The sequence below is a fragment of the Pedobacter gandavensis genome (assembly GCF_014172405.1).
Lineage (GTDB): Bacteria > Bacteroidota > Bacteroidia > Sphingobacteriales > Sphingobacteriaceae > Pedobacter > Pedobacter gandavensis.
Genome location: NZ_WNXC01000005.1, coordinates 311,263 through 331,969, shown reverse-complemented (window position 1 = coordinate 331,969; position 20,707 = coordinate 311,263). Strand labels below are relative to the sequence as shown.

Annotated in this window: 20 protein-coding genes and 2 tRNA genes; 7 read left to right on the top strand and 15 right to left on the bottom strand. The window is 41.1% G+C overall.

Annotated elements, in window-relative coordinates; genetic code table 11:
- Positions 1-41: 41 nt before the first annotated feature.
- The gene (locus GM920_RS15565; protein WP_182959142.1) at positions 42-647 is read right to left on the bottom strand and encodes a GIN domain-containing protein; all 606 of its coding nucleotides are present in this window, start codon (positions 645-647) and stop codon (positions 42-44) included.
- 244 nt (positions 648-891) lie between these two features.
- Here GM920_RS15565 and GM920_RS15560 point away from each other — a divergent pair, with 244 nt between their 5' ends.
- Positions 892-3,786, top strand: a complete 2,895-nt coding sequence (locus tag GM920_RS15560) for a DEAD/DEAH box helicase (protein WP_182959139.1) — start codon at positions 892-894, stop codon at positions 3,784-3,786.
- A gap of 77 nt (positions 3,787-3,863) precedes the next feature.
- Here the strand turns inward: GM920_RS15560 and aat are convergent, their stop codons facing one another.
- Positions 3,864-4,499: a leucyl/phenylalanyl-tRNA--protein transferase gene (aat, locus tag GM920_RS15555; protein ID WP_182959136.1), complete on the bottom strand. Its 636-nt coding sequence runs from the start codon at positions 4,497-4,499 to the stop codon at positions 3,864-3,866.
- A gap of 71 nt (positions 4,500-4,570) precedes the next feature.
- On the opposite strand from aat, the gene GM920_RS15550 reads away from it, so the two are divergent.
- Positions 4,571-4,939 carry a YccF domain-containing protein gene (locus GM920_RS15550; protein ID WP_182959133.1) on the top strand — a complete coding sequence of 123 codons (369 nt, stop codon included), beginning with the start codon at positions 4,571-4,573 and terminating at the stop codon, positions 4,937-4,939.
- On the opposite strand, the gene GM920_RS15545 is transcribed toward GM920_RS15550, so the two are convergent.
- Positions 4,932-5,912 carry an App1 family protein gene (locus tag GM920_RS15545; RefSeq protein ID WP_182959130.1) on the bottom strand — a complete coding sequence of 327 codons (981 nt, stop codon included), beginning with the start codon at positions 5,910-5,912 and terminating at the stop codon, positions 4,932-4,934. The two genes, GM920_RS15550 and GM920_RS15545, sit on opposite strands and share 8 nt — an antisense overlap.
- Positions 5,913-5,965: 53 nt before the next feature.
- Here GM920_RS15545 and GM920_RS15540 point away from each other — a divergent pair, with 53 nt between their 5' ends.
- Complete coding sequence (locus tag GM920_RS15540; RefSeq protein ID WP_182959128.1) at positions 5,966-6,844, top strand: diacylglycerol/lipid kinase family protein; 879 nt, start codon at positions 5,966-5,968, stop codon at positions 6,842-6,844.
- Here GM920_RS15540 and GM920_RS15535 read toward each other — a convergent pair.
- From GM920_RS15535 to GM920_RS15500, 8 genes are all read right to left on the bottom strand, one after another.
- Entirely contained in the window at positions 6,841-7,494 is a 654-nt protein-coding gene (locus GM920_RS15535) for an energy transducer TonB (protein ID WP_182959125.1), read from the bottom strand. The genes GM920_RS15540 and GM920_RS15535 overlap by 4 nt on opposite strands.
- Positions 7,495-7,511: 17 nt before the next feature.
- Positions 7,512-8,219: a peptidoglycan DD-metalloendopeptidase family protein gene (locus GM920_RS15530; protein WP_182959122.1), complete on the bottom strand. Its 708-nt coding sequence runs from the start codon at positions 8,217-8,219 to the stop codon at positions 7,512-7,514.
- Between the two features lie 22 nt (positions 8,220-8,241).
- Positions 8,242-8,625 carry a 30S ribosome-binding factor RbfA gene (gene rbfA / locus GM920_RS15525; protein WP_182959119.1) on the bottom strand — a complete coding sequence of 128 codons (384 nt, stop codon included), beginning with the start codon at positions 8,623-8,625 and terminating at the stop codon, positions 8,242-8,244.
- 20 nt (positions 8,626-8,645) lie between these two features.
- A complete protein-coding gene (gene hflX / locus GM920_RS15520; RefSeq protein ID WP_182959116.1) occupies positions 8,646-9,836 on the bottom strand; it encodes a GTPase HflX in 1,191 nt (396 codons plus the stop codon).
- A gap of 22 nt (positions 9,837-9,858) precedes the next feature.
- A complete protein-coding gene (trpC, locus tag GM920_RS15515) occupies positions 9,859-10,650 on the bottom strand; it encodes an indole-3-glycerol phosphate synthase TrpC (RefSeq protein WP_182959114.1) in 792 nt (263 codons plus the stop codon).
- Between the two features lie 3 nt (positions 10,651-10,653).
- Positions 10,654-11,226 (bottom strand): anthranilate synthase component II, encoded by a 573-nt coding sequence (locus GM920_RS15510; RefSeq protein WP_182959242.1) that lies wholly within the window; start codon positions 11,224-11,226, stop codon positions 10,654-10,656.
- Between the two features lie 19 nt (positions 11,227-11,245).
- Positions 11,246-12,649 (bottom strand): anthranilate synthase component I family protein, encoded by a 1,404-nt coding sequence (locus tag GM920_RS15505; RefSeq protein WP_182959111.1) that lies wholly within the window; start codon positions 12,647-12,649, stop codon positions 11,246-11,248.
- Between the two features lie 255 nt (positions 12,650-12,904).
- Positions 12,905-13,342, bottom strand: a complete 438-nt coding sequence (locus GM920_RS15500) for a cytochrome B (protein ID WP_182959108.1) — start codon at positions 13,340-13,342, stop codon at positions 12,905-12,907.
- Between the two features lie 230 nt (positions 13,343-13,572).
- Here GM920_RS15500 and GM920_RS15495 point away from each other — a divergent pair, with 230 nt between their 5' ends.
- From GM920_RS15495 to GM920_RS15485, 3 genes are read left to right on the top strand one after another with little or no spacing between them, the layout of a single operon-like run.
- On the top strand, positions 13,573-16,299 hold the full coding sequence (locus GM920_RS15495; protein ID WP_182959105.1) for an amidohydrolase family protein: 2,727 nt from the start codon (positions 13,573-13,575) through the stop codon (positions 16,297-16,299).
- Entirely contained in the window at positions 16,292-17,599 is a 1,308-nt protein-coding gene (locus GM920_RS15490; RefSeq protein ID WP_182959102.1) for an amidohydrolase family protein, read from the top strand. Before GM920_RS15495 ends, GM920_RS15490 begins: the two co-directional genes overlap by 8 nt.
- 28 nt (positions 17,600-17,627) lie before the next feature.
- Positions 17,628-17,780, top strand: coding sequence for a hypothetical protein (locus GM920_RS15485; RefSeq protein WP_182959099.1), 153 nt, complete (start codon positions 17,628-17,630; stop codon positions 17,778-17,780).
- Between the two features lie 310 nt (positions 17,781-18,090).
- Here the strand turns inward: GM920_RS15485 and GM920_RS15480 are convergent.
- Together GM920_RS15480 and GM920_RS15475 are read right to left on the bottom strand one after the other, a co-directional pair.
- Positions 18,091-18,234 (bottom strand) — tRNA-Asp (locus GM920_RS15480).
- 101 nt (positions 18,235-18,335) lie between these two features.
- A tRNA-Asp gene (locus tag GM920_RS15475) sits at positions 18,336-18,443 on the bottom strand.
- A 155-nt stretch (positions 18,444-18,598) separates the two neighbouring features.
- Here GM920_RS15475 and GM920_RS15470 point away from each other — a divergent pair.
- Positions 18,599-19,072 carry an Lrp/AsnC ligand binding domain-containing protein gene (locus GM920_RS15470; protein WP_182959096.1) on the top strand — a complete coding sequence of 158 codons (474 nt, stop codon included), beginning with the start codon at positions 18,599-18,601 and terminating at the stop codon, positions 19,070-19,072.
- Between the two features lie 67 nt (positions 19,073-19,139).
- Here the strand turns inward: GM920_RS15470 and GM920_RS15465 are convergent, their stop codons facing one another.
- Both GM920_RS15465 and GM920_RS15460 read right to left on the bottom strand, forming a co-directional pair.
- Complete coding sequence (locus GM920_RS15465; protein WP_182959094.1) at positions 19,140-20,399, bottom strand: type II toxin-antitoxin system HipA family toxin; 1,260 nt, start codon at positions 20,397-20,399, stop codon at positions 19,140-19,142.
- Positions 20,399-20,689: a helix-turn-helix domain-containing protein gene (locus GM920_RS15460; protein ID WP_182959092.1), complete on the bottom strand. Its 291-nt coding sequence runs from the start codon at positions 20,687-20,689 to the stop codon at positions 20,399-20,401. Before GM920_RS15460 ends, GM920_RS15465 begins: the two co-directional genes overlap by 1 nt.
- Positions 20,690-20,707 lie beyond the last annotated feature (18 nt).

The window sequence follows — 20,707 nt, the reverse complement described above, 5'->3', positions numbered from 1 at the left end:
TTATTCCCGCCGCGCTTTAGAGCTAAGTAAATCTTTCTTTTCTATTTCACCAAAGTCGTTTTCGTGTTTACAGCAATTCCGTTTTCAAGGAAGGTGCTTTCTGTTTTCAAGGCTGCAAAATCCGTTGTATTTAATACAGACATTTTGTTTTTCACCAAAATATGTTCGTCAGCAGTTCCACGTAATTTCAAATCTGAATTGCCATTCGTTACCGTGTATAAGCTTTTGATATTTCCTTTTAATACGGCCTTAGCATCGTCGTTTAAGTATACCTGTAATACATTCAGGTTCAATTTCCCAGAGGTAGTTACTTTAGCTCCATTTGAAGCCACAATTCTTTGTAAGTCGTTCACATAAACCACTACATCTAAGGTTTCATCTGCTGTAGAGTTGATGATCAAAGTATTTCCTTTCTGTTGAAAAGAAACTGGTTTTCCTTCGGCTTCGCTATTCAGTTCAATTCTTTCCTTTTTGCTTTGAATTAAGGTAACCTTCACATTTCCACTTACTTCAATCCAACTGAAAGGTTTTTCAGTACTGGTATGCATGGGTGTTACTGCTGCCATCGATGCGTTGGTAAACGCAGAGGTAGATAAAACAATTGCTGTTAGCGTTAGTGCGATTAATGATTTTACAGAGGTTTTCATAATATTTTGATTTTAAAGATTTCTTAAGGTTTTGTAGATAAGACGCCTCCATTTCAGAAACGTTTCAGCAACTTTCTCCGTTTTAGACCATAATGAAAGAATCACCGACCAAAGGCCTATATTTTTCGACGAACGGGCAGAAAAAAAATGGCTAATTCTCCTGTTTTATTTGAAAGAAGTTCAATTTGCTGTATGTTTAAAGATTTTTAAATGCTTATCCTCCCTTTGTTTTAACCTTTAGCTAATGTTACGAGTAGATAGTTCTAAACCCTGTAAAATTGTTTATTCATTGTGTAAACATGAGTTTTTCGGTTATTTGATAGAGCCTCATATTGTCCAGCTGAACCCTCAGGGAGACTTTTCATTAACCTACCAGCGTGTGTTTTCTCATACTGCTTCTGAATTCGCTGCACACCTGACAGAAAAAGACTTTAAACTGATCAAAATTCTGGATGAGACTGAACAGGATTTCATCATCAAGAAATACCATAAAAAGCCCATTCGTCCGGTTGAGTTTTTCAGCAAATTTTTCAATGAAAAATTTTATGAGAACGTGCGTCCCAAGATTGAAAAGAAACTGGCAGAGGCCTTAGAACTCATCAAAAAGGATGGTGCATTGTACATGATGGACAGTGATGGCTGGCCTGCAGAGCGAAAAATCGAACTTGCTGCCGAACCGGCTACGGTATTGTTTCATTTTAGGCGAAATGCTATGGAAACCAGATACTTTCCAACGATCAAATACCAGGGCATGCGCATCGACTTCATGTTTCAGGAAGCCCAGGTGGTGAGTAACCAACCCGCATGGCTGCTGTTAAATGACGTTTTATACTTCTTTGAACAAGACATTGAAGGAAAAAAACTGATGCCATTTTTAAACAAACGCTACATCACGATTCCGAAATCTGCAGAAGGCGCATATTTTGAAAAATTTGTCGCTCCACTCATTGAGAAATACCATGTTTATGCGGAAGGTTTTGACATCAAAACGGAAAAACATGAACCTACACCGGTGATCAAGGTGATTTATGTTGATGCCGGCATCTCTCAACTGCAATTGTACTTTAGGTATGATACCCATGCTTTTGCAATGGGTAATGAGAAAAAAATTACGGTACACATCGAGAAAGAAGAAGACAACTATATTTTCACCCGCATCAAAAGAGATGCCACATGGGAGAAGCAGAAATTTAACTTTCTGACTTCCCTTGGACTCAAGAAAGTGAATCCGCTGGACCATAACCTGGAATTACCTGCCCATGCAGAGGAGAACCAAAGTTATGCCGTACTCAACTGGGTTAATGAGCATATTGAGCAGCTGAAAGCTGAAGGTTTTGAGATTGAGCAAGACCAAAGTGCTAAAAAGTTCCAGTTTGCCAGCAATAAAATTGATTTTGAAATCAAAGAAGACAATGATTGGTTTGACATCAATGCGATCGTTTATTTCGGTTCGCATCCCATTCCTTTTATTGCGCTAAAACAACATATCCTTCATAAAAAAAGGGAGTTTACCCTTCCTGATGGTTCCATTGCGATCATTCCTGAAAAATGGTTTAGTCAATATGGAAGTTTATTCAGCCTTTCCGATGGCGGGAAGGAATTGAAGTTAAAAAAACACCATATCGGACTGATCAATGAACTGGCAGAAGATGGCATTGCCAGCGTCACCTTAAGTAGGAAGCTACAAAGGCTAAACGATTTTGAGAACATTGAAGACACCAAAATGCCGGTACACTTTAAAGGAGACCTCCGCAGCTATCAGAAAGCGGGATACAACTGGTTCAGCTTTTTAAGGGAGTATAATTTTGGCGGCTGTCTGGCAGATGACATGGGTTTGGGTAAAACCATACAAACCCTGGCGATGCTCCAAAAAATTAAAGAAGAGGATGAAGAGCAGTCGACGAAAAGCACCTCACTGATCATTATGCCAACTTCCCTGATCTACAACTGGCTCAATGAGGCTAAGAAATTCACCCCAAAACTGAAGATCCATGCCCATACCGGAAGCTCCAGGAACAAAGACATCAGTCAGTTTGCGAAATACGACATCATCATCACCACCTATGGCATTACCCGCGTAGACATCGATTTGCTGAAAGATTATTATTTCAACTACATCATCCTCGATGAGAGTCAGAACATCAAAAATCCATCTTCAAAATCATTCAAAGCGGTAAAAGCACTTAAATCCAGACATAAATTGATTTTGAGTGGTACGCCGGTTGAAAACTCTGTGAGTGATCTATGGACACAGCTTACTTTTTTAAATCCGGGTTTATTGGGTACACAGACCTTCTTCAATGAAGAGTATGTACAGGCGATCGAGAAGCGAAAGGATGAAGAAAAAGCCAGAAAACTACAAGCCATCATCAAACCATTTGTTTTACGAAGAACCAAGGAACAGGTGGCTTCTGAGCTCCCTGCAAAAACAGAGCAGGTGATTTACTGCGACATGTCTGAAGATCAGGCGGCTTACTATGAGAAGACAAAATCTGCTTATCGGAACGACTTGTTGAGCAGCATGGACGATGGTACTTATGCGAAAAAACAAGTCCAGCTCTTGCAGGGATTAACCGCATTGAGGCAGTTGGCGAATCATCCGGTTATGATCGATGAAACGTATACTTCGGATTCCGGAAAATTTGAAAACGTGATCCATACCTTGGATAATGTGTTAAAAGGAGGACATAAAATTTTGATTTTCTCGCAGTTTGTGAAGCACCTCAATATTTTCAAACAGTATTTTGAGAAAGAAGAAATCCCTTTCTCTTACTTGGATGGCGCAACAAAAAACAGAGGGGAAATCGTGGCAGAATTCCAGGAAAACACGGAACTGAAAGTCTTTTTAATTTCCATTAAAGCGGGTGGCGTAGGCTTAAACCTTACCCAGGCAGATTATGTATTTATCCTAGACCCTTGGTGGAATCCGGCAGTAGAACAACAAGCCATTGACCGTACCCACCGCATCGGACAAGAGAAGAAAGTTTTCATTTATAAATTTATCGCTAAAGATACGGTAGAAGAAAAAATTCTTGCGCTGCAAAATCGCAAAAAGAGATTGGCGAGCTCATTGATTACAACGGAAGAAAGCTTCTTCAAATCATTGAGTAAAGAAGACATTAAAGAGATCCTGAACTAGTCGTTAACCCATAATTCCCTGGCTCATCGCGCTGGATTCGTTTTTATCTGGCGCGATTTGGCGTTTATCCTATCGTTTCATTGAGGCTGCAGCAAATCATAATATTCCTCCCGGCTGATCATCACCGCCCCCAGGCTCAACAAATGATCATTTGGAAGCTGACAGTCAATCAAGTCAAAGTTTTTTTCCTGGCACAACCAGATCAAAGCTGCTTTAGAAGCATTACTGACCAGGCTGAACATGCTTTCGCCACAAAATACAGCACCGATTTCCAGGCCATATAGCCCGCCACACAATACCCCATCCTTCCATACTTCTACACTTTTTGCATAGCCGTACTCATGCAATGCGATATAGGCTTCCTGCATTTCTTCCGTAATCCATGTTCCCGGCTGGTCCTTACGCCCAACTTTTGCACAATTCCTGATCACTTCCGGAAATGCTTGATTGTAGGTGATTTTGAAAACCTCATCTTTTAAAACTTTTGCCATGCTCTTACTAATCTTCACCTGATCCGGGAAGATTACGCAACGCTCATGAGGCGAATACCAACAAATGGGATCATCTTCACTAAACCAGGGGAAAATTCCATGATGATAGGCTAAAAGCAGTCTGTTCACACTTAAATCTCCTCCTACTGCTAATAATCCGTCCGGATCAGCCAATGCCGGATCTGGAAAGCTAATCTCCTTTTCATCGAGTCTAAAAACCATGCTGCAATAATAAAAACAATAATTTAATGTAACGAAGTCTTCCTTATCGTATCTTAATTGAAAAACAAGGCATGAATTTAATAGGCAATATCATTTGGATCGTTTTCGGCGGCATTTTCATCTTTATCGAATACATCATCGGTGGGCTAATTTTATGCCTCACCATCATAGGTATTCCTTTTGGACTGCAATGTTTCAAATTCGCATTCGTAGGATTGGCGCCATTTGGAGTAAAAATCACGGATACTTCTTCCAATACCGGTTGTTTATCTACCATTATGAACATCATCTGGTTAGTTTTTGGAGGTTTCTGGATTGCCTTGACTCATTTATTTTTTGGCTTGTTATTCTGTATTACCATTATCGGAATCCCATTCGGCAGGCAACATTTCAAATTGATGAACCTGGCCTTTACGCCTTTTGGAAAATCGATCAGCTAATTTCAATAAGGCCAATTTTCTGTGCGTAGGAAAAGGCATCTTTACTGTCTTTAAACAAACAGGTACTGACACCTGCAGCTTCCATTTTAGCTAATATTTTGGTGGTTTCTATGACTTTCTCTTTACGGACATTTCTAATGAATACTGCGGCTACATTTTGCGGGAACTTCTCTGCAATAGTTGCATAAATAGCCGGGTCTTTCTGGGAGTTATCACCAAAAAATACGAACTTTTGATTGGGAAAAACGTCCATGATCCTCCGCAAACGAATCAACTTCCCTTCATGCCCTGTTTTTCCGGTTTTGATTAAGCTGGTCCAGCGTTTCAGCTGGTTGAGCAAAAAAGCCCCTTCGGGTAACCTGTTAAAGCGAAAAGTCTCCACCAGGTAATCGTAAAGATTCCATTCTGTACTGGAAACATAGAAAAATGGATTGGGTTGATCGGCAGTGGTATGCGATAACGCAAGTAACCGGTAAAGTTCGGCGATGCCAGGAAAGGTTTTTCGGGTTCTTGGGTTCTTGATGAACAGCTCTCTTAACCTCCGGCCAATGGTGGCAGAATGAGAAACCATCACGGTATCATCTACATCAGAAATAATTCCATATTGCGTAATGTGAGGTACATATACCTTCCCTAATGATTCTCCCAATACGGTCCCATCTTTGGCGAAGGCTTTTACCTTTACGCCATGCCAACCTGCGGCAACATCTTCCAGCGCCTCCCACTCAAACTTAAAAAAACCATCATAAGCTGTTTTTTGCGTGATGATCTGCCCATTAAAATTCAGCTGAACCTTGGTAAAAGGGGCTGGTTTCACCATAAAAAGTTTCAAAAGATGGGCAATATTTACAAACAAATTATTGCTGTAGATCTGTTTGGTCTGGGCTTTAAAACTGAATACATGGCCATAAATAACCAGGTTATGGGTATGTCCATAGCCATGATATACTTTAACATTGCAGGATTTAATCATTGCTAATTAAAACAGAGTAAGCCGGAAGTTGTTTGTCCTATTAAACAATATCAATGGGAGCAGGCAATTCGAGCGCAAAATTACTTTTTATCGTTAATCCAGGTTCCGGAAATCATCAAATTAACTATTCCGAAGCCATCACGCTTCATTTTAAGGCAGAATCCCAGGAAATTGAAATATTTGAACTCCCTAAGGACTGTAGTTTAGAAAACCTGAAACAGACCATTGATCAGTCAAAAGCAGATCGTGTGATTGCTGTGGGTGGTGATGGGACGTTAAAGCTCGTTGCCGAATGCCTGGCTGGAACAAACATCCCCATCGGAATTATTCCGGCAGGTTCTGCCAATGGTATGGCCAAAGAACTTGGCATCCCATTGGAATTAGAAGCTGCCTTGAAAGTAGCGGCCAGCGGTCAGCTAAAGAAAATCCATGCCATCAAGGTAAATGGCGAATTCTGCATCCATCTTGCCGATATCGGCTTTAACGCCTATATCATCAAACGTTTCGATCACCTGCCGCAACGTGGCATGATCGGCTATGCAAAAGCCGCATGGCAAGCCTTATGGAGCCATCATAAAATGGAGGTAGACCTGGAAATTAAAGGAAAGCAGATTCAGACTCAGGCAGCGATGGTGGTGATTGCGAACGCCACCAGCTATGGTACAGGAGTTAAAATCAACCCGGAAGGCGACCTGACAGATGATCTTTTTGAAGTGATTTTAGTCAAGAAATATACGGTCCTAGAGATATTGAAGGTGAAATTTACCGAACTTCCTTTTAATCGGGAAAAGATTGAACTTTTTCATACCAAGGACCTTTGCATCAAAACAAGACATAAAGTCCATTTCCAGGTAGATGGAGAGTATCAAGGAAAAGTAAATCAGGTGGAAGCCAGAATTTTGCCGGCAGCCATAACGATCATCATTCCTTAATTTCGACAGTATTGTGCGATCAGCTGATCCGCTAAATTTGAGCCCATGTTCTTAACGAACATAAAATCTTCACAGGCACCCTGGAAATCTTTCTGTTTCAGCTTACGCTTACCATCTTTTATCCTTTCTCCAAAATAGGCTTCATCATAGCCCAGCTCTTCTTTTAACCGTGCAAACCTCGCTTCATCTTCTGGTTTATAGCCTACTGTTCCTCTGTTCTTATAGAAATTCAGGATGACATCCGTTAGTGCGGTGTTGGAAATATAATTGGCGATTGCCAGGTTGATTTCTGTTTTAGTTTTCCCTTCGCAGCCATATCCGGTAAGTTCAAACACCATCGGCGCAATTAAGACCAAGGTCGAATCATGCCCTGGAGGAACTTCCCATTTGCCACTACTCAGGCGAATCAAGCGCAATGCCTCCTGATCCAAATCTGTGCCTACGCCAGAACGAACTGCGGAATAGAATACCTCTCCCCGATCGTTCAGTTTGAATTCGATATTCACTACCCCCTGAATGCAATTGTGTAGGGAATATGGTGGATAGACCTTATTGCTCATCACAAAGGATTCCAGGCCACCTTTTAATCTGGGTTGCGAAGCTGCAGAAAAACCGAGCAGCAGAAAGCATAAAAATAGCCATCTGTTCATACCCTAATTTACGGAAATTAAATCAATCCGCCTTTAAATGTATGTTTTAAAATAACAGCGGGATCGGGAGAATTCAGGAGAAATCCTGATTTTTTAGAAAACTGACAAACGCCTGGGTAATCGCCTTTGGCGGTATACAGGTTAAAAATCAATTGAAAATGAAGGTGCGGAGGCCAGTGGCCATTTTCTTCGGGGATACCGAAAGTGGCGAAAGCCTTCCCTTTGGCCATCTTTTGTCCTACCTGTAAACCAGTCAGTGAAGCTAAGCTCAAGTGTCCGTACAAGGCATGAAACACCTGCCCTTTGACCACATATTTCAGGATAATGGTTGCTCCATAATCCCCATAATGGTCATTGAATTTAAAACTGTGAACCACTGCATCGTAAAAGTTATAAACTTTAGTTCCTGCAGGCCCCCAGATATCTACCCCTAAATGTAACCTTCGGGGTTCTTCTTCTGAATCAAAATGATGACTCCGGGCATAGATTGTCCGGTGTTCATCATATCCGCCAATCCCATAACGGGCATTGGCGTTGGCCAGATGGCCGGAAATCCAGTCGCTAAAAACAGCCGTATCGGCCAATACTTCCGGACTCAGCTCCGTATTGCTTGCGGTCAGGTTAAAAGGATACAATTGATCCGAAGCCGCATCAAAATCTACCACTTTTCCAATCTCAACGCCTTCCAGATTTAACGGATGCTTTACGGTTGCTGTTTCCTGCATATCTTATCTTCAGCGCTAAATATTAATCCGCTTGTTCTTCAGTATCCTCTTGTCTTGGCTCCTTTGCGATCTTATCAAAGATCTTGTCCATGCGCTCAACGTACTCGTTGGTATCGTCAAGGAAGAACGTTAAGGTAGGAACAACCCTTGCCTGATGGCGAATTCTTGCACCCAATTTATACCTGATCTCACTAGAATGCGCATTCACTTCTGCCACAGATAAAGTGGTATTGTTGGTATTTAAAAAGCTTAAATAAACCTTTGCTACCGCTAAATCCGGAGAAACGCGGACTTTAGTAATGGTCACCAGGGTATTTGGTAAATATGCTGCTCCTTCACGTTGAAATATACTTGCTAATTCCTCTTGCAGGACTCCGGCAAATTTCTGCTGACGTTTACTTTCCATAATTATTGCAATCTTAAATATTAATATAACAGCTTATCGTAAGGATAGCGCTCTGTATGTAAAGCTTTAACTTTATCGTACAATAGCTGTTTAAATTCTTCTAAATTCTCTTTATGCAGGGCAGAGATAAACATCGCAGGGGCATTATTAGTGGCCATCCAGCTGCGTTCAAAATCTTCCAGGGTCAAAGTAGATTTCTCTCCATTTTCCAAATCCACTTCCGGGCTCACATACGCATCAATTTTATTGAACAGCATGATCGTGGGTTTGTCTCTGGCACCCAATTCTTTTAAAGTTTCATTGACCACATTGATCTGATCTTCAAAATTAGGATGAGAAATATCCACTACATGGATCAATACATTTGCTTCACGTACTTCATCTAGTGTCGATTTGAAACATTCGATCAAATGGTGAGGCAGTTTGCGGATAAATCCAACTGTATCTGACAAAAGGAAAGGAACGTTTTCGATCACCACCTTACGCACGGTCGTGTCCAGCGTAGCGAACAATTTATTTTCCGCAAATACTTCTGATTTTGACAACATGTTCATGATGGTTGATTTACCAACGTTGGTATAACCTACCAAAGCCACACGAATCAGTTCAGAACGGTTTTTTCTTTGTGTCTCATTTTGCTTATCGATCAGTTTCAGGCGTTCTTTCAAAAGAGAGATCTTCTCCAGAATCATCCTTCTATCACTTTCGATCTGAGTTTCACCAGGTCCTCTCATCCCGATACCCCCTTTTTGGCGCTCCAAGTGGGTCCATAAACGGGTTAATCGTGGCAATAAGTATTGTAATTGAGCCAACTCCACCTGCGTTCTCGCCTGTGCCGTTTGTGCTCTGCCTGCAAAGATATCCAGGATCAGGTTACTCCTGTCCAGCACTTTAACCTGCAATTCACGCTCAATATTTCTCAGTTGTGAGGGTGACAATTCATCATCAAACACCACTAAATCTATTTCTTCCGACTTCACATAAGCCGCTATTTCTTCTAATTTTCCGGTACCTACAAAAGTACCACGGTCCGGTTTCTCCATTTTTTGAGTGAAGATGTGCGTGACTACACCTCCGGCAGTATCTACCAAAAATGCCAGCTCATCCAAATACTCTTTGGTTTCTTCCGGTTTTTCACCTTGTCTTATTACGCCAACAAGAACAGCACGTTCAGGTTTAAGCGCGGTATCAAAATATTTTTGCTTTCCCATGTAGCCTACAAAGATACAAAAGTTATACCGAGATCAGCTGACTGACAAAGTCGGCCATTGACGCTCCTGGATTTTGAGTTTTCATAAAGTTTTCACCAATCAGGAAACCGTCAAATCCGGCTGCTCTCAGTTCATTAATGGTAATTGGGTCACTGATGGCACTTTCAGAAATTTTCAAAAAGTCGTCAGGGATCTCCTCTACCAGGTCAAAAGAAGTCTGGATATTGACAGAAAAATCAGCCAGATTACGGTTATTTACACCGATGGCATCCAATTCAGGGATCACGCTTCTCTGCAACTCATCCAGATTGTGAACCTCAAGTAAAACATTCAATCCTAAGCTTTTAGCAAAAACAGCCAGATCTTCAATCTCATCAGGTGTTAAGATCGCGGCAATCAATAGGATAATGTCTGCGCCTAATGCTTTGGCTTCCAAAATCTGATATTCATCGATCATGAAATCTTTCCTCAGAATGGGAATATTATTGACAGCTCTGGCCGCCAATAGGTCGTTGGTATGCCCACCGAAGAAATCCACATCTGTCAACACAGAAAGTGCAGAAGCACCAGCTGCAGCATAGGCAGTAGTCACCTCTTCTACAGTCACTTTGTCATTAATAATGCCTTTAGAAGGAGAACGGCGTTTAAATTCGGCAATGATTCCCGAGCGCTTTTCATCCAGCAGAAACTCCTCAAATGAATAAGGGGTTCTGTTGAAATGTATTGCCGATTCCAGCATTTTTATAGAAACCAATTCTTTGGCCAAGGCCACTTCTTCACGCTTGCGAAGTACAATTTTATCTAAAATATTCATCTTTTAAGCTTCTAACCAGTTTTTCATCATTTCCTTACCGTATTCTGTCAGCACACTTTCCGGGTGAAACTGAACACCTCTAACATCATATTCTTTATGCCTTAGCGCCATAATCTCCTGGTCTTTATCCGTTGCTGTGATGGTTAAGCAATCCGGAAAGCCTTCGCTATTTACCACCCAAGAATGGTAACGACCCACATTGATTACCTCCGGACAATTTTTGAAAAGCACTTCTTCTTTGTCCAGCACCTGTATTGGCGTCGCAATGCCGTGCATTGGCCTGCCTAAGTTCAACAAGGTACCACCAAATGCCTGTGCAATGGCTTGTTGCCCTAAACACACCCCAAAGATACTCTTCGTAGCCGCATATTCTTTAATCACATCCAATAACAAACCTGCTTCTTCCGGAATTCCAGGACCCGGTGAAAGGATAATTTTATCGTATTGCGCTACCGCAGACAATTCGAATTTATCATTCCTCCAGACTTCCACTTCTCTTCCTAACTCGTTTACCAGGTGGACCAAATTGTAAGTGAATGAATCGTAATTGTCAATTACCAATACTTTCTTCTGCATCTCTTTATCGTTTGTCATGTTATATGCCTGTGGCCATTTCTACAGCTCTGCGAAGGGCTGCAATTTTGTTATTTACTTCCTGCATTTCATTTTCAGGGATAGAATCGGCCACAATACCCGCTCCTGCTCTATAATGCAATTCATTGTTTTTACTCATAAAAGTACGGATCATGATGGCATGGTTAAATGTATCGTTAAACCCCATATACCCAATTGCGCCTGCATAAAAATTACGACCCAGGCCTTCATACTCATCGATAAGCTGCATGGCGCGATATTTTGGCGCACCACTCAATGTTCCTGCCGGATAAGTATCTGCGACTACTTTAAAAGAGGAAACATCTTTTTGAAGGTTTCCGCTTACTTTAGACACCAGGTGGATCAAATGAGAATAATATTGTACTTCTTTGAAAGATTTCACGGCTACCCCATTGCAATGTCTGCTCAGGTCGTTTCTTGCCAAATCTACCAGCATCACGTGTTCTGCGCTTTCTTTGGGGTCCTGCTCCAGCTTTCTGGCTAGTTCCGCATCTTCTTCATCATTTCCAGTACGCTTAAAGGTACCCGCAATTGGGAAGATATTGGCCACATTATTCTTGATGGTGATCTGTGCTTCCGGAGAAGAACCGAATAGCTTAAAGTTTCCATAATCAAAATAGAAAAGATATGGAGAAGGGTTGATGGAGCGCAAGCAACGGTATACGTTAAACTCATCCCCTAAAAACCCTTGTTTAAATGCTCTTGATGGTACAATCTGAAAAACATCACCTCTTAAAATGTGTTTTTTCATTTTGTCTACAATATCCATAAAGCCCTGATCGGTCAGGTTAGAGCTTTCCTCGCCAATCGTTTTAAAGCTATATTCCGGGAAGTTCTTATTCTGAACCAGGTATTCCATTTTCTCCAGGTCATCATCTTCATCCCCGTTAAATGTATTTTTAAACAAGGTCACTTCATTCTTAAAGTGGTCGATGGCAATGATATACCGATAAATATGGTATTGCATCAAAGGGATATCCTCTCCTTCAGGAGAAGTTGACTGAAAAGAGATGTCTTCAAAATGTTGAATGGCATTCCAGGTGAAATAGCCAAACAAACCATTGGAGATATAGCGCGTTTCGTTCACTACGCCAGGCTCGAATTGCTGCTTAAAAGCATCAATTTCTTCTGTGAGCACAAAATCCTCTTTTTCTACTTTTTTTCCATCAGGAAAATAAGTGGATAAGATGCCATTTTTCAATACGATCCCTGCCACTGGCTGGGCACACACGTAACTCACCGAGTTCTCGCGACTGTGGTAATCGGAACTTTCCAATAGAATGGTATTCGGAAATACATCCCTCAACCTCAGGTAAATACTTACCGGAGTAGTGGTATCCGCAAGACGCTTCTTGTAAGTGGTGTTAATGATATAATTCTTCATCTTAAATCTTTGTTTTCATCAGTGTGCAATTGCTTTTCATCTCCGCCGTAAAAAAAATTTTATAACAAAAAACCCGACGTGTGGTTACGTCGGGTTATAAGTGTGGTTTGGTTTAGGTTGATAAACTATAATGTACACGAAGCTACGACGAAACTCTTTTCAGAATTACTGCGCCATTGCCAAGTATGTATATTGTTAATCATGTGCAACAAAAATATAAATAAATCTTACAACACCAAATTAAATTGTGAAATTTTATGACACTCCCCAGAATGTCCTTGTAGGATCAAGTTGTACCATTTGAATAATGGAAGCAACGATAACGATCAGCGCAAGGCCAAAATAAAGGGCAATAGTGCGGTGTTTACTAGCTGCATCCTCACTGCGTTTCGATCTGGCATTTCCAACAGTCACTAAAATAGCCGCAAAAATCATCATTCCGATATGCTCCATTTTCCAATATCTAATCCCTGCTTGTACCAGTGGACTTAGAAAGTATAAACCCAATCCAAATAAAATTTGGACGTGCACAAAGATCAATGTGAAAACATTGAACTTTCTATTTCCTTCTGTATATGGTTTTTTTCCTAACCATCCAGCCAATGCCTGAACGATTGCCAATACCAACATTATTAAAACCAGGTAACGCCATCCTGAATGCGCACTTTTCAAAATATGATAAATCTTATCCATAACGAATTTTTCTTTCAAACTTAGCTAATAAAAAACAGTTTAAAAAAAGGGAAAAATAGTAATCGATATTTAAAATCATTATAAACTAAATAATGATGCTCCATTACACATTTGTTGACAAACCTTTGCCAAATTGTGGACAAAGCCAAGTTTCAATTGGTAAAAAATAGGTTATAAACAGATGCTCCCAGTTTTTTAGGTTAGATTTAGCTACTAAAACTAAATTTTTTATGAAGAAAATTCTACTCTCGCTTGCGTTGGTTTTTTCTGGTACCCTGGTATTTGCTCAGCAGACCTACCCGGTAAACGGGTCTTATGACATCAGACCGGGAAATTACGCCTTTACCAATGCAAACATCGTGGTAAATGCGAACCAGACCATCTCCAATGGAACCCTATTAATCAAAGGCCAAACCATCCAATCGGTGGGTACCGGCACAGCCATACCGAAAGGTTATGTGGTGATCGACCTAAAAGGAAAATACATTTACCCTTCTTTGGTAGATGCTTTTTCTGCTTATGGCGTCCCTGAAAACAGCCGAACTTTTAGTGGAGGATCCCGTCAATCCATATTCACCTCTACAAAAAAAGGGGCATATGGCTGGAATGAAGCCATCCGCCCGGAAACACAGGTCAACACTATTTTTACCATAGACACTAAAAAAGCAGATGAATTGCGCAAAGCGGGATTCGGTAGTGTGAATGTGATCAGCAGAGATGGTATTTCCCGTGGTACCTCCGCCGTAGTTACTTTAAGCGATGAAAGAGAAAATACCACCATGCTCAAACCGGAAGCATCCGCCAATTACTCTTTCAACAAAGGAAGTTCACAAAACGACTACCCAACCTCATTGATGGGCGCTATTGCCCTATTGCGTCAGACCTATTATGATGCACAGTGGTATGGCAAACAAAAGGAAGAATATAACATCTCTCTGGAAGCCTTTAACAAACAGCAAAATATCCCACAAATTTTTGAAGCTGACGGCTGGCAAAACATTTTGCGTGCGGATAAAATCGGAAAAGAATTTGGCAAACAGTATATTATCAAATCTAATGGTGACGAATACCAGCGCATTGATGCGGTTAAAGGAACTGGCGCCAGCTTAATTATTCCCATCAATTTTGTCAAAGCATACGATGTGGAAGACCCTTCAGAGGCGAGAAATGTAACGTTAACGCAAATGAAAGGCTGGGAAATGGCCCCTACGAATCCAGGAGTTTTGGAAAAAGCAGGAATCAAATTCTCTTTAACCAGCTATGGCCTGGATAAAGCGGCGGACTTCTGGACGAATATCCGTACTGCGATTGACAATGGCTTAACCCAAAAACAAGCACTTTTATCTGTTACAGAGATCCCAGCCGCTATGATTGGTGTTTCCGATAAGGTAGGGACACTGGAAAAAGGTAAACTGGCCAATTTCATTATCACTTCAGATAGTCTCTTTAAAAAGAACAACATCGTCCTGGAAAACTGGGTACAGGGCAAACGATTCCTGACCGGAAAAAAGGATGAAAAAGATACGGTAGCGAAAACACTGGCGAAAAAAGAGGTAGAAAAACCGGTCCTCAATGCAGGTACCCTGATCTATCCATTTACCGCTTTTGGTCTTCCAAGCCCATTAAAACAAGAAACCGTATTGTTAAAAAACGCAACGGTATGGACGAATGAAAAAGAAGGAATCCTTCAAAATGCAGACGTCTTGCTGGAAAACGGTAAAATCAAGGCCGTAGGGAAAAACCTAAGTGCAGGCAATGCAAAAGTTATTGATGCTACAGGAAAACACATTACGGCAGGACTGATCGATGAACATTCTCATATCGCTGGAACAGGTGGCATCAATGAAGGTGCTCAATCTTCTTCTGCGGAAGTAAGAATTGCGGACATCATCAATTCAGAAGATGTGAACATCTACCGTCAGCTGGCAGGTGGAGTAACGACTTCTCATATCCTTCATGGTTCAGCAAATCCGGTTGGCGGACAAGCGCAGCTGATTAAACTCCGTTGGGGAAAGTTACCTGAGGAATTGAAGTTCGCAGGTGCTGATGGCTTTATCAAATTCGCTCTTGGTGAAAATGTGAAGCAAAGTAATTTTGGTACGGGTGCACGTTTTCCGGTAACCAGAATGGGTGTAGAGCAATCTTTTGTTGACGAATTTACCCGCGCAAAAGAGTATAAAACAGCACTGGCTGTTAAAGGAAACCATGTGCGCAAAGATCTGGAGCTCGATGCAATTGTTGAGATTTTAGACAACAAGCGCTTCATTACTTGTCATTCTTACGTGCAATCTGAGATCAATATGCTGATGAACGTTGCTGATAGTCTTGGCTTCAAGATCAACACCTTTACTCATATTCTGGAAGGCTACAAGCTGGCGGATAAAATGAAAGCACGCGGAATTAATGCCTCGACTTTTTCCGATTGGTGGGCCTATAAAATGGAAGTTGCAGAGGCGATCCCTTACAATGGAAAGATCATGCACAACGTAGGCATCACTACAGCCTTCAATTCTGATGATGCTGAAATGGCGCGCAGACTAAACCAGGAAGCTGGTAAAGCCGTCTTATACGGTGGCGTACCAGAAGAGGATGCCTTGAAGTTTGTGACCTTAAACCCAGCTAAAATGCTCCACATCGACAACAAAGTGGGCAGTATCAAAGCAGGCAAAGATGCAGATGTGGTGATTTGGTCTGCAAACCCGCTATCTATTTATGCTAAAGCGGAAAGAACGTTTGTAGATGGAATTGCTTACTGGGACATCGAACGTGATGAGCAGCTGAGAAAAGATCAGCAGCTGGAACGTGCAAGAATCATTAAAAAAATGCAGGAAAGCAAAGGTAAAGGCGGAAAGACGCAGCGTCCGGTTGCTGAAAGCCCGCGGATGTACCATTGCGAAACCCTGGAAGATTATGCTATGGAACTAAATGAATTAGAAAGGACACATGCTCATGAATAAATATATTTTAACTGTATTCCTTACCGCAGCGGCAACGGTTTCAGCTTTCGCACAGGCGAATATCTCTCCTGCCCCTGCACAAAGTAAACTGACTTACGTTTTAGGCGCCAAACTACATTTAGGCAATGGCAAGGTGATTGAAAATGGCTACCTGATTTTTGATAAAGGAAAGATTACTGGAATTGGTGATGCCACAGTGGTTCGACTGGACATGAGCAAAGGAAACCTGATTCAGGCAAATGGCAAACATGTGTATCCTGGCTTTATTGCTCCGGTTACGAACTTAGGACTGGCAGAATTTGAGTCGATAAAAGCTACGCTGGATTTTGCCGAGATTGGCAATATCAACCCACATATCCGATCTATCATCGCTTACAATACAGATTCTAAAGTTCCAGCCACATTGAGAAGCAATGGCATTTTAATGGCACAAGTGACGCCACAAGGTGGAATGGTTGCCGGAAGTTCTGCTGTAGTTCAACTGGATGCCTGGAATTGGGAAGATGCAGCGATTAAAAAGGATGACGCGATGCACATCACCTGGCCAATCGTTCCTAAAGGACGAGGCGGATTTCGCAGTCCGACAGTTACCCCTGAGCTGTTAAAAGAACGGGCACAAAATGCGATCAACGAGCTGGACCAACTTTTTACAGAGTCCAAAGCTTATGCAGAAGGTCCAAAGCCAGCCACAACGAATGCGCGCTTAGCGGCAATGAGAAACCTATTTAATGGCAGTCAGCGCTTATTTATCAATGTAGACCAGGAAAAAGACATCATTGCTGCAGTGAATTTCGCAAAAAAATATCAGATTACCCCTGTGATTGTTGGTGGCGATGATGCCTACCTGATCACCGATTTTCTGAAGAAAAACAATGTGGCTGTGGTCGTAAAACAACCGCATGCCTTACCTAATTCTATAGATGACGATGTGAATATGCCTTATAAAAATGCGGCGGTATTGGCCAATGCAGGCGTAGATGTCGTGGTTAGTATCGATGGTTACTGGCAACAAAGGAATCTTCCTTTTATGGCAGGAACGGTTTCAGCATGGGGACTGGATCCTGAAAAGGCATTGCAGACCATTACTTTGAATACCGCAAAAGTGTTGGGTATCGACAAAACCACCGGAAGTTTAGAAATGGGTAAAGACGCAACGTTTTTTATCTCCTCAGGAGATGCCTTAGACATGAAGAGCAACCATGTAGAACAGGCCTTTATTCAAGGAAGAGACATCAACCTGGATAACCTCCATAAACAACTGGATAAAAAATTCAGTGAAAAGTATCAATTGAAACCTTAATTTTTCGTTGGTGGATCTGGCGGCTGTTTTGAAAAAAACAGCCGCTTTTTTATGGCCTGAAAATCCGGGATCCTGGCCAATGCAAGGGAATACTGATGAGCTGGGTTTGAATGTGGGAAAGATCGCTGATTGGTCGGGAAGAACCCTGATCCTGGTAAGGGTTGAGCAGGAGTTCAGGTAGTATTCAAAATGTAAAAACCTACAGCAACTGGTCGGCAACTTCATCCAGACGCTTACCATACCCTACGCCAACCTGCATCTCTTCCCGACTACAACCCGGGTACAATCACCATTCGTTTTATTTTTTCAAAATACAAAACTGAGGCCTTGAATACAGCTATAAACGGCTATAAATGAATTGGAATTTTAAAGAAATGGAAGGTATAAAGTTTAATAAAAAAGGAATTGGTGTTCGTTGGAAGGGCGTTAAAAAGAAAGTGACCTCATCCAAGGTCACTTTTTTTTAACTAACTTATTATTCATAAAAAAACTGGCTGTTGGGGAAGGAGTCGAACCTTCAAGGGGTAGTTAGCTATAGTTCAAAATCAATTGTGGTCAACCCATAAACTACGTTTATCCCATTAATCCCCACCACCGAGACAAGGAGGCGTGTCTGCCAATTTCACCACCCAACAAAATAAATAAAGTACAATCTTCTGAGTTTTAAGCGTTAAGTCGTAAATTTCCAAATGCACCTATATTAGAACTGAAAAACTTACCACTCAAAAACTCATTGCTGTAGGGGAAGGAGTCGAACCTTCAAGGAGTAGTTAGCCCTTACGGGTTTTCCATATTCTCCACCACCGAGACAAGGAGGTGCGTCTGCCAGTTTCACCACCCTACAGAGTATAAGCAAATGTTAAAGAACTAATATTTTTTGTTACTTGCTTGATACAAATGTAACAACAACCCGTTTATGTTACAAATATTTTAATCATATTATTTTATTATTACCATATTAATAATTATATTTGAATATCGTTAACAAATATCAAAATCATGCTTAAAAAAGAAAGCCAAAATTTAGAAATTGATAACCTGGATATTGACATTTTAAAACAGTTAATGCAGGATGCGACGAAACCTTATACGGAAATCGCTAAAGATCTGATCGTTTCTGGGGGAACGATCCATGTAAGAATGAAAAAATTACAGGAGATGGGCATTATTAAAGGTTCCCATTTGATGATTGATCCGCAAAAAGCAGGGTATGACATCTGTGCTTTTCTAGGTATCTATTTAGAAAAAGGGATACAATATAAAGATGCCGTAGCACAGCTGAGCAAAATTAAGGAGGTCGTAGAATTACATTATACGACTGGTGCTTATAGTATGTTCGCTAAAATCATCTGTAGAGACACGAATCATTTGAGACATGTATTGAATGAGGAGATACAGGCAGTAGAAGGCATTCAACGCACGGAAACACTGATTTCACTGGAAGAAAGTATCAGAAGACAGATTGAATTGTAATTCAATCTGTCTTTTAAATATCATTAAACACCTTAAGTCAATGATCATTCGATTAAAGGAGCAACTATTAAATAGTCAAAGAAAATGCAGGTGACATTAATTCTTGCTCAACTTTAGAAATTCCAATTTTATTAGCAACAGATCTCCAGGTCCTTACGACAAGGATAACCTCTTGAAGAATCTTATCCATTTGTTCGTCTTTCAATTGAAAATACATACCAACACTTCTTGCAAGTTCAAAATCAAGGCTGTTGTGGTGACTATCTACATTTATAGCTAATCCATCCTTCTCAGTAGAAGGATTAATATCATAAGCTGGCGAAAGCCGCCAGCCATCCTGATCTAAAAGAAAACCATGATTACGAAGGTGATCATCAGTATTGGAGATAGCCATGTTAAATACAATTCTTCTCCAGAGCTGATGCAAATCTTTTTCAAGATGTGCCGTTCCAGAATACTGTATAAATTCTGCAATGTCCAGATAACTTGGTATTGAATCCCGAATAAGTTCCTCATTATTTCCAGTCATTGTCATGGCCGAGGCAAAATGAACTCTTTCTCCCCCAACGCGATCAAATCGTTTGGACAAAAAGGTCCGATAGGGTCCATGTACTTTCACCAATTGACACTCTGGCATATCTAGTCCTGCATCACAACCTAAAGTATAGGCAAGATACTCCCATGCGGCTTTATCTGTAGTATCACTTTTAGAAGGAAACTTTGCAATAAATAAATTACCATCAGCATCCAGAATATTCGCTTTCGGTCGGGCTCCACCAAGCGATGAACCTGGTGCAATTAACATTTGCATCCATTTATCACTTTGTTTCCCATCCACATCTTCCTCATACAACCTGGCACTCTCCTGTAAAGCTCTGATATGCGCCATTAGCGGAGCAGGGTTTTCATTATTGTCATCCAAAAATAGTCCATCAGGATCTTTTTTAAATCGCAATGCACCCATACGAGTAAAATCATGAACCCCAAGCAAAAAATCTAGTTCATACAAAGTTGAAACCACAGTACCTTGAGCCAAGGCATTTTGAGCAGCTCTTCGTTGCATCAGCCTCCTTCCCCAAGTATCCGGCATAGAATCCATAAACACTCCAAAGTTCTCCTTACCACCTGGGAATTGGGAGCCATGGTACCATTGAATATCTGGATCTAGCAGGAATCTTGTCTTAGATTTCAGCCACTCTTTATCATAATCAAAGCTAAAGACCTTTCTACCTTTACTCTGGTGACCTGATAAAACACCAATACACTCAGGACTTTTCATCCCTTGCCAGTGGGCGTACACCCAAATATCTGTTTTGTCAGTTGCCATTATTTAAGTAAATCGAGATCTTGTAATTTCTTACCTAATTCGTCATCTGCAGCAAGCTTAAGAAAGTCTTCATGTAGATTAAGCGACCTCAACACATTAAAATATGAACCCATTGCTACACTAGGACTTCCCTTCTCAATGGATCTAAGCGTCACCCTATCTATACCTGAACGTTCAGCAAGCTGAACAGCTGTTAGTTTTCGACGTTTACGCGCCAATTTTATATGCTCTCCCAATAAATCCAGAATTTTCTGTTGTTTGGGAAATATCACAATCTTCTTTGACTTCATAATGGTGAATATTTTCAC

Excerpts from the sequence above, each read along its gene's own strand:
- GM920_RS15530 (WP_182959122.1), bottom strand. The coding sequence starts at position 8,219 with ATGCAGGAAACAGCAACCGTAAAGCATCCGTTAAATCTGGAAGGCGTT.
- GM920_RS15510 (WP_182959242.1), bottom strand. The coding sequence starts at position 11,226 with ATGCAGAAGAAAGTATTGGTAATTGACAATTACGATTCATTCACTTAC.
- GM920_RS15490 (WP_182959102.1), top strand. The coding sequence starts at position 16,292 with ATGAATAAATATATTTTAACTGTATTCCTTACCGCAGCGGCAACGGTT.
- GM920_RS15470 (WP_182959096.1), top strand. The coding sequence starts at position 18,599 with ATGCTTAAAAAAGAAAGCCAAAATTTAGAAATTGATAACCTGGATATT.
- GM920_RS15460 (WP_182959092.1), bottom strand. The coding sequence starts at position 20,689 with ATGAAGTCAAAGAAGATTGTGATATTTCCCAAACAACAGAAAATTCTG.
- hflX (WP_182959116.1), bottom strand. The coding sequence starts at position 9,836 with ATGGGAAAGCAAAAATATTTTGATACCGCGCTTAAACCTGAACGTGCT.
- GM920_RS15565 (WP_182959142.1), bottom strand. The coding sequence starts at position 647 with ATGAAAACCTCTGTAAAATCATTAATCGCACTAACGCTAACAGCAATT.
- GM920_RS15550 (WP_182959133.1), top strand. The coding sequence starts at position 4,571 with ATGAATTTAATAGGCAATATCATTTGGATCGTTTTCGGCGGCATTTTC.
- GM920_RS15495 (WP_182959105.1), top strand. The coding sequence starts at position 13,573 with ATGAAGAAAATTCTACTCTCGCTTGCGTTGGTTTTTTCTGGTACCCTG.
- aat (WP_182959136.1), bottom strand. The coding sequence starts at position 4,499 with ATGGTTTTTAGACTCGATGAAAAGGAGATTAGCTTTCCAGATCCGGCA.
- rbfA (WP_182959119.1), bottom strand. The coding sequence starts at position 8,625 with ATGGAAAGTAAACGTCAGCAGAAATTTGCCGGAGTCCTGCAAGAGGAA.
- GM920_RS15465 (WP_182959094.1), bottom strand. The coding sequence starts at position 20,399 with ATGGCAACTGACAAAACAGATATTTGGGTGTACGCCCACTGGCAAGGG.
- GM920_RS15540 (WP_182959128.1), top strand. The coding sequence starts at position 5,966 with ATGGGAGCAGGCAATTCGAGCGCAAAATTACTTTTTATCGTTAATCCA.
- GM920_RS15505 (WP_182959111.1), bottom strand. The coding sequence starts at position 12,649 with ATGAAGAATTATATCATTAACACCACTTACAAGAAGCGTCTTGCGGAT.
- GM920_RS15545 (WP_182959130.1), bottom strand. The coding sequence starts at position 5,912 with ATGATTAAATCCTGCAATGTTAAAGTATATCATGGCTATGGACATACC.
- trpC (WP_182959114.1), bottom strand. The coding sequence starts at position 10,650 with ATGAATATTTTAGATAAAATTGTACTTCGCAAGCGTGAAGAAGTGGCC.
- GM920_RS15535 (WP_182959125.1), bottom strand. The coding sequence starts at position 7,494 with ATGAACAGATGGCTATTTTTATGCTTTCTGCTGCTCGGTTTTTCTGCA.
- GM920_RS15500 (WP_182959108.1), bottom strand. The coding sequence starts at position 13,342 with ATGGATAAGATTTATCATATTTTGAAAAGTGCGCATTCAGGATGGCGT.
- GM920_RS15560 (WP_182959139.1), top strand. The coding sequence starts at position 892 with ATGTTACGAGTAGATAGTTCTAAACCCTGTAAAATTGTTTATTCATTG.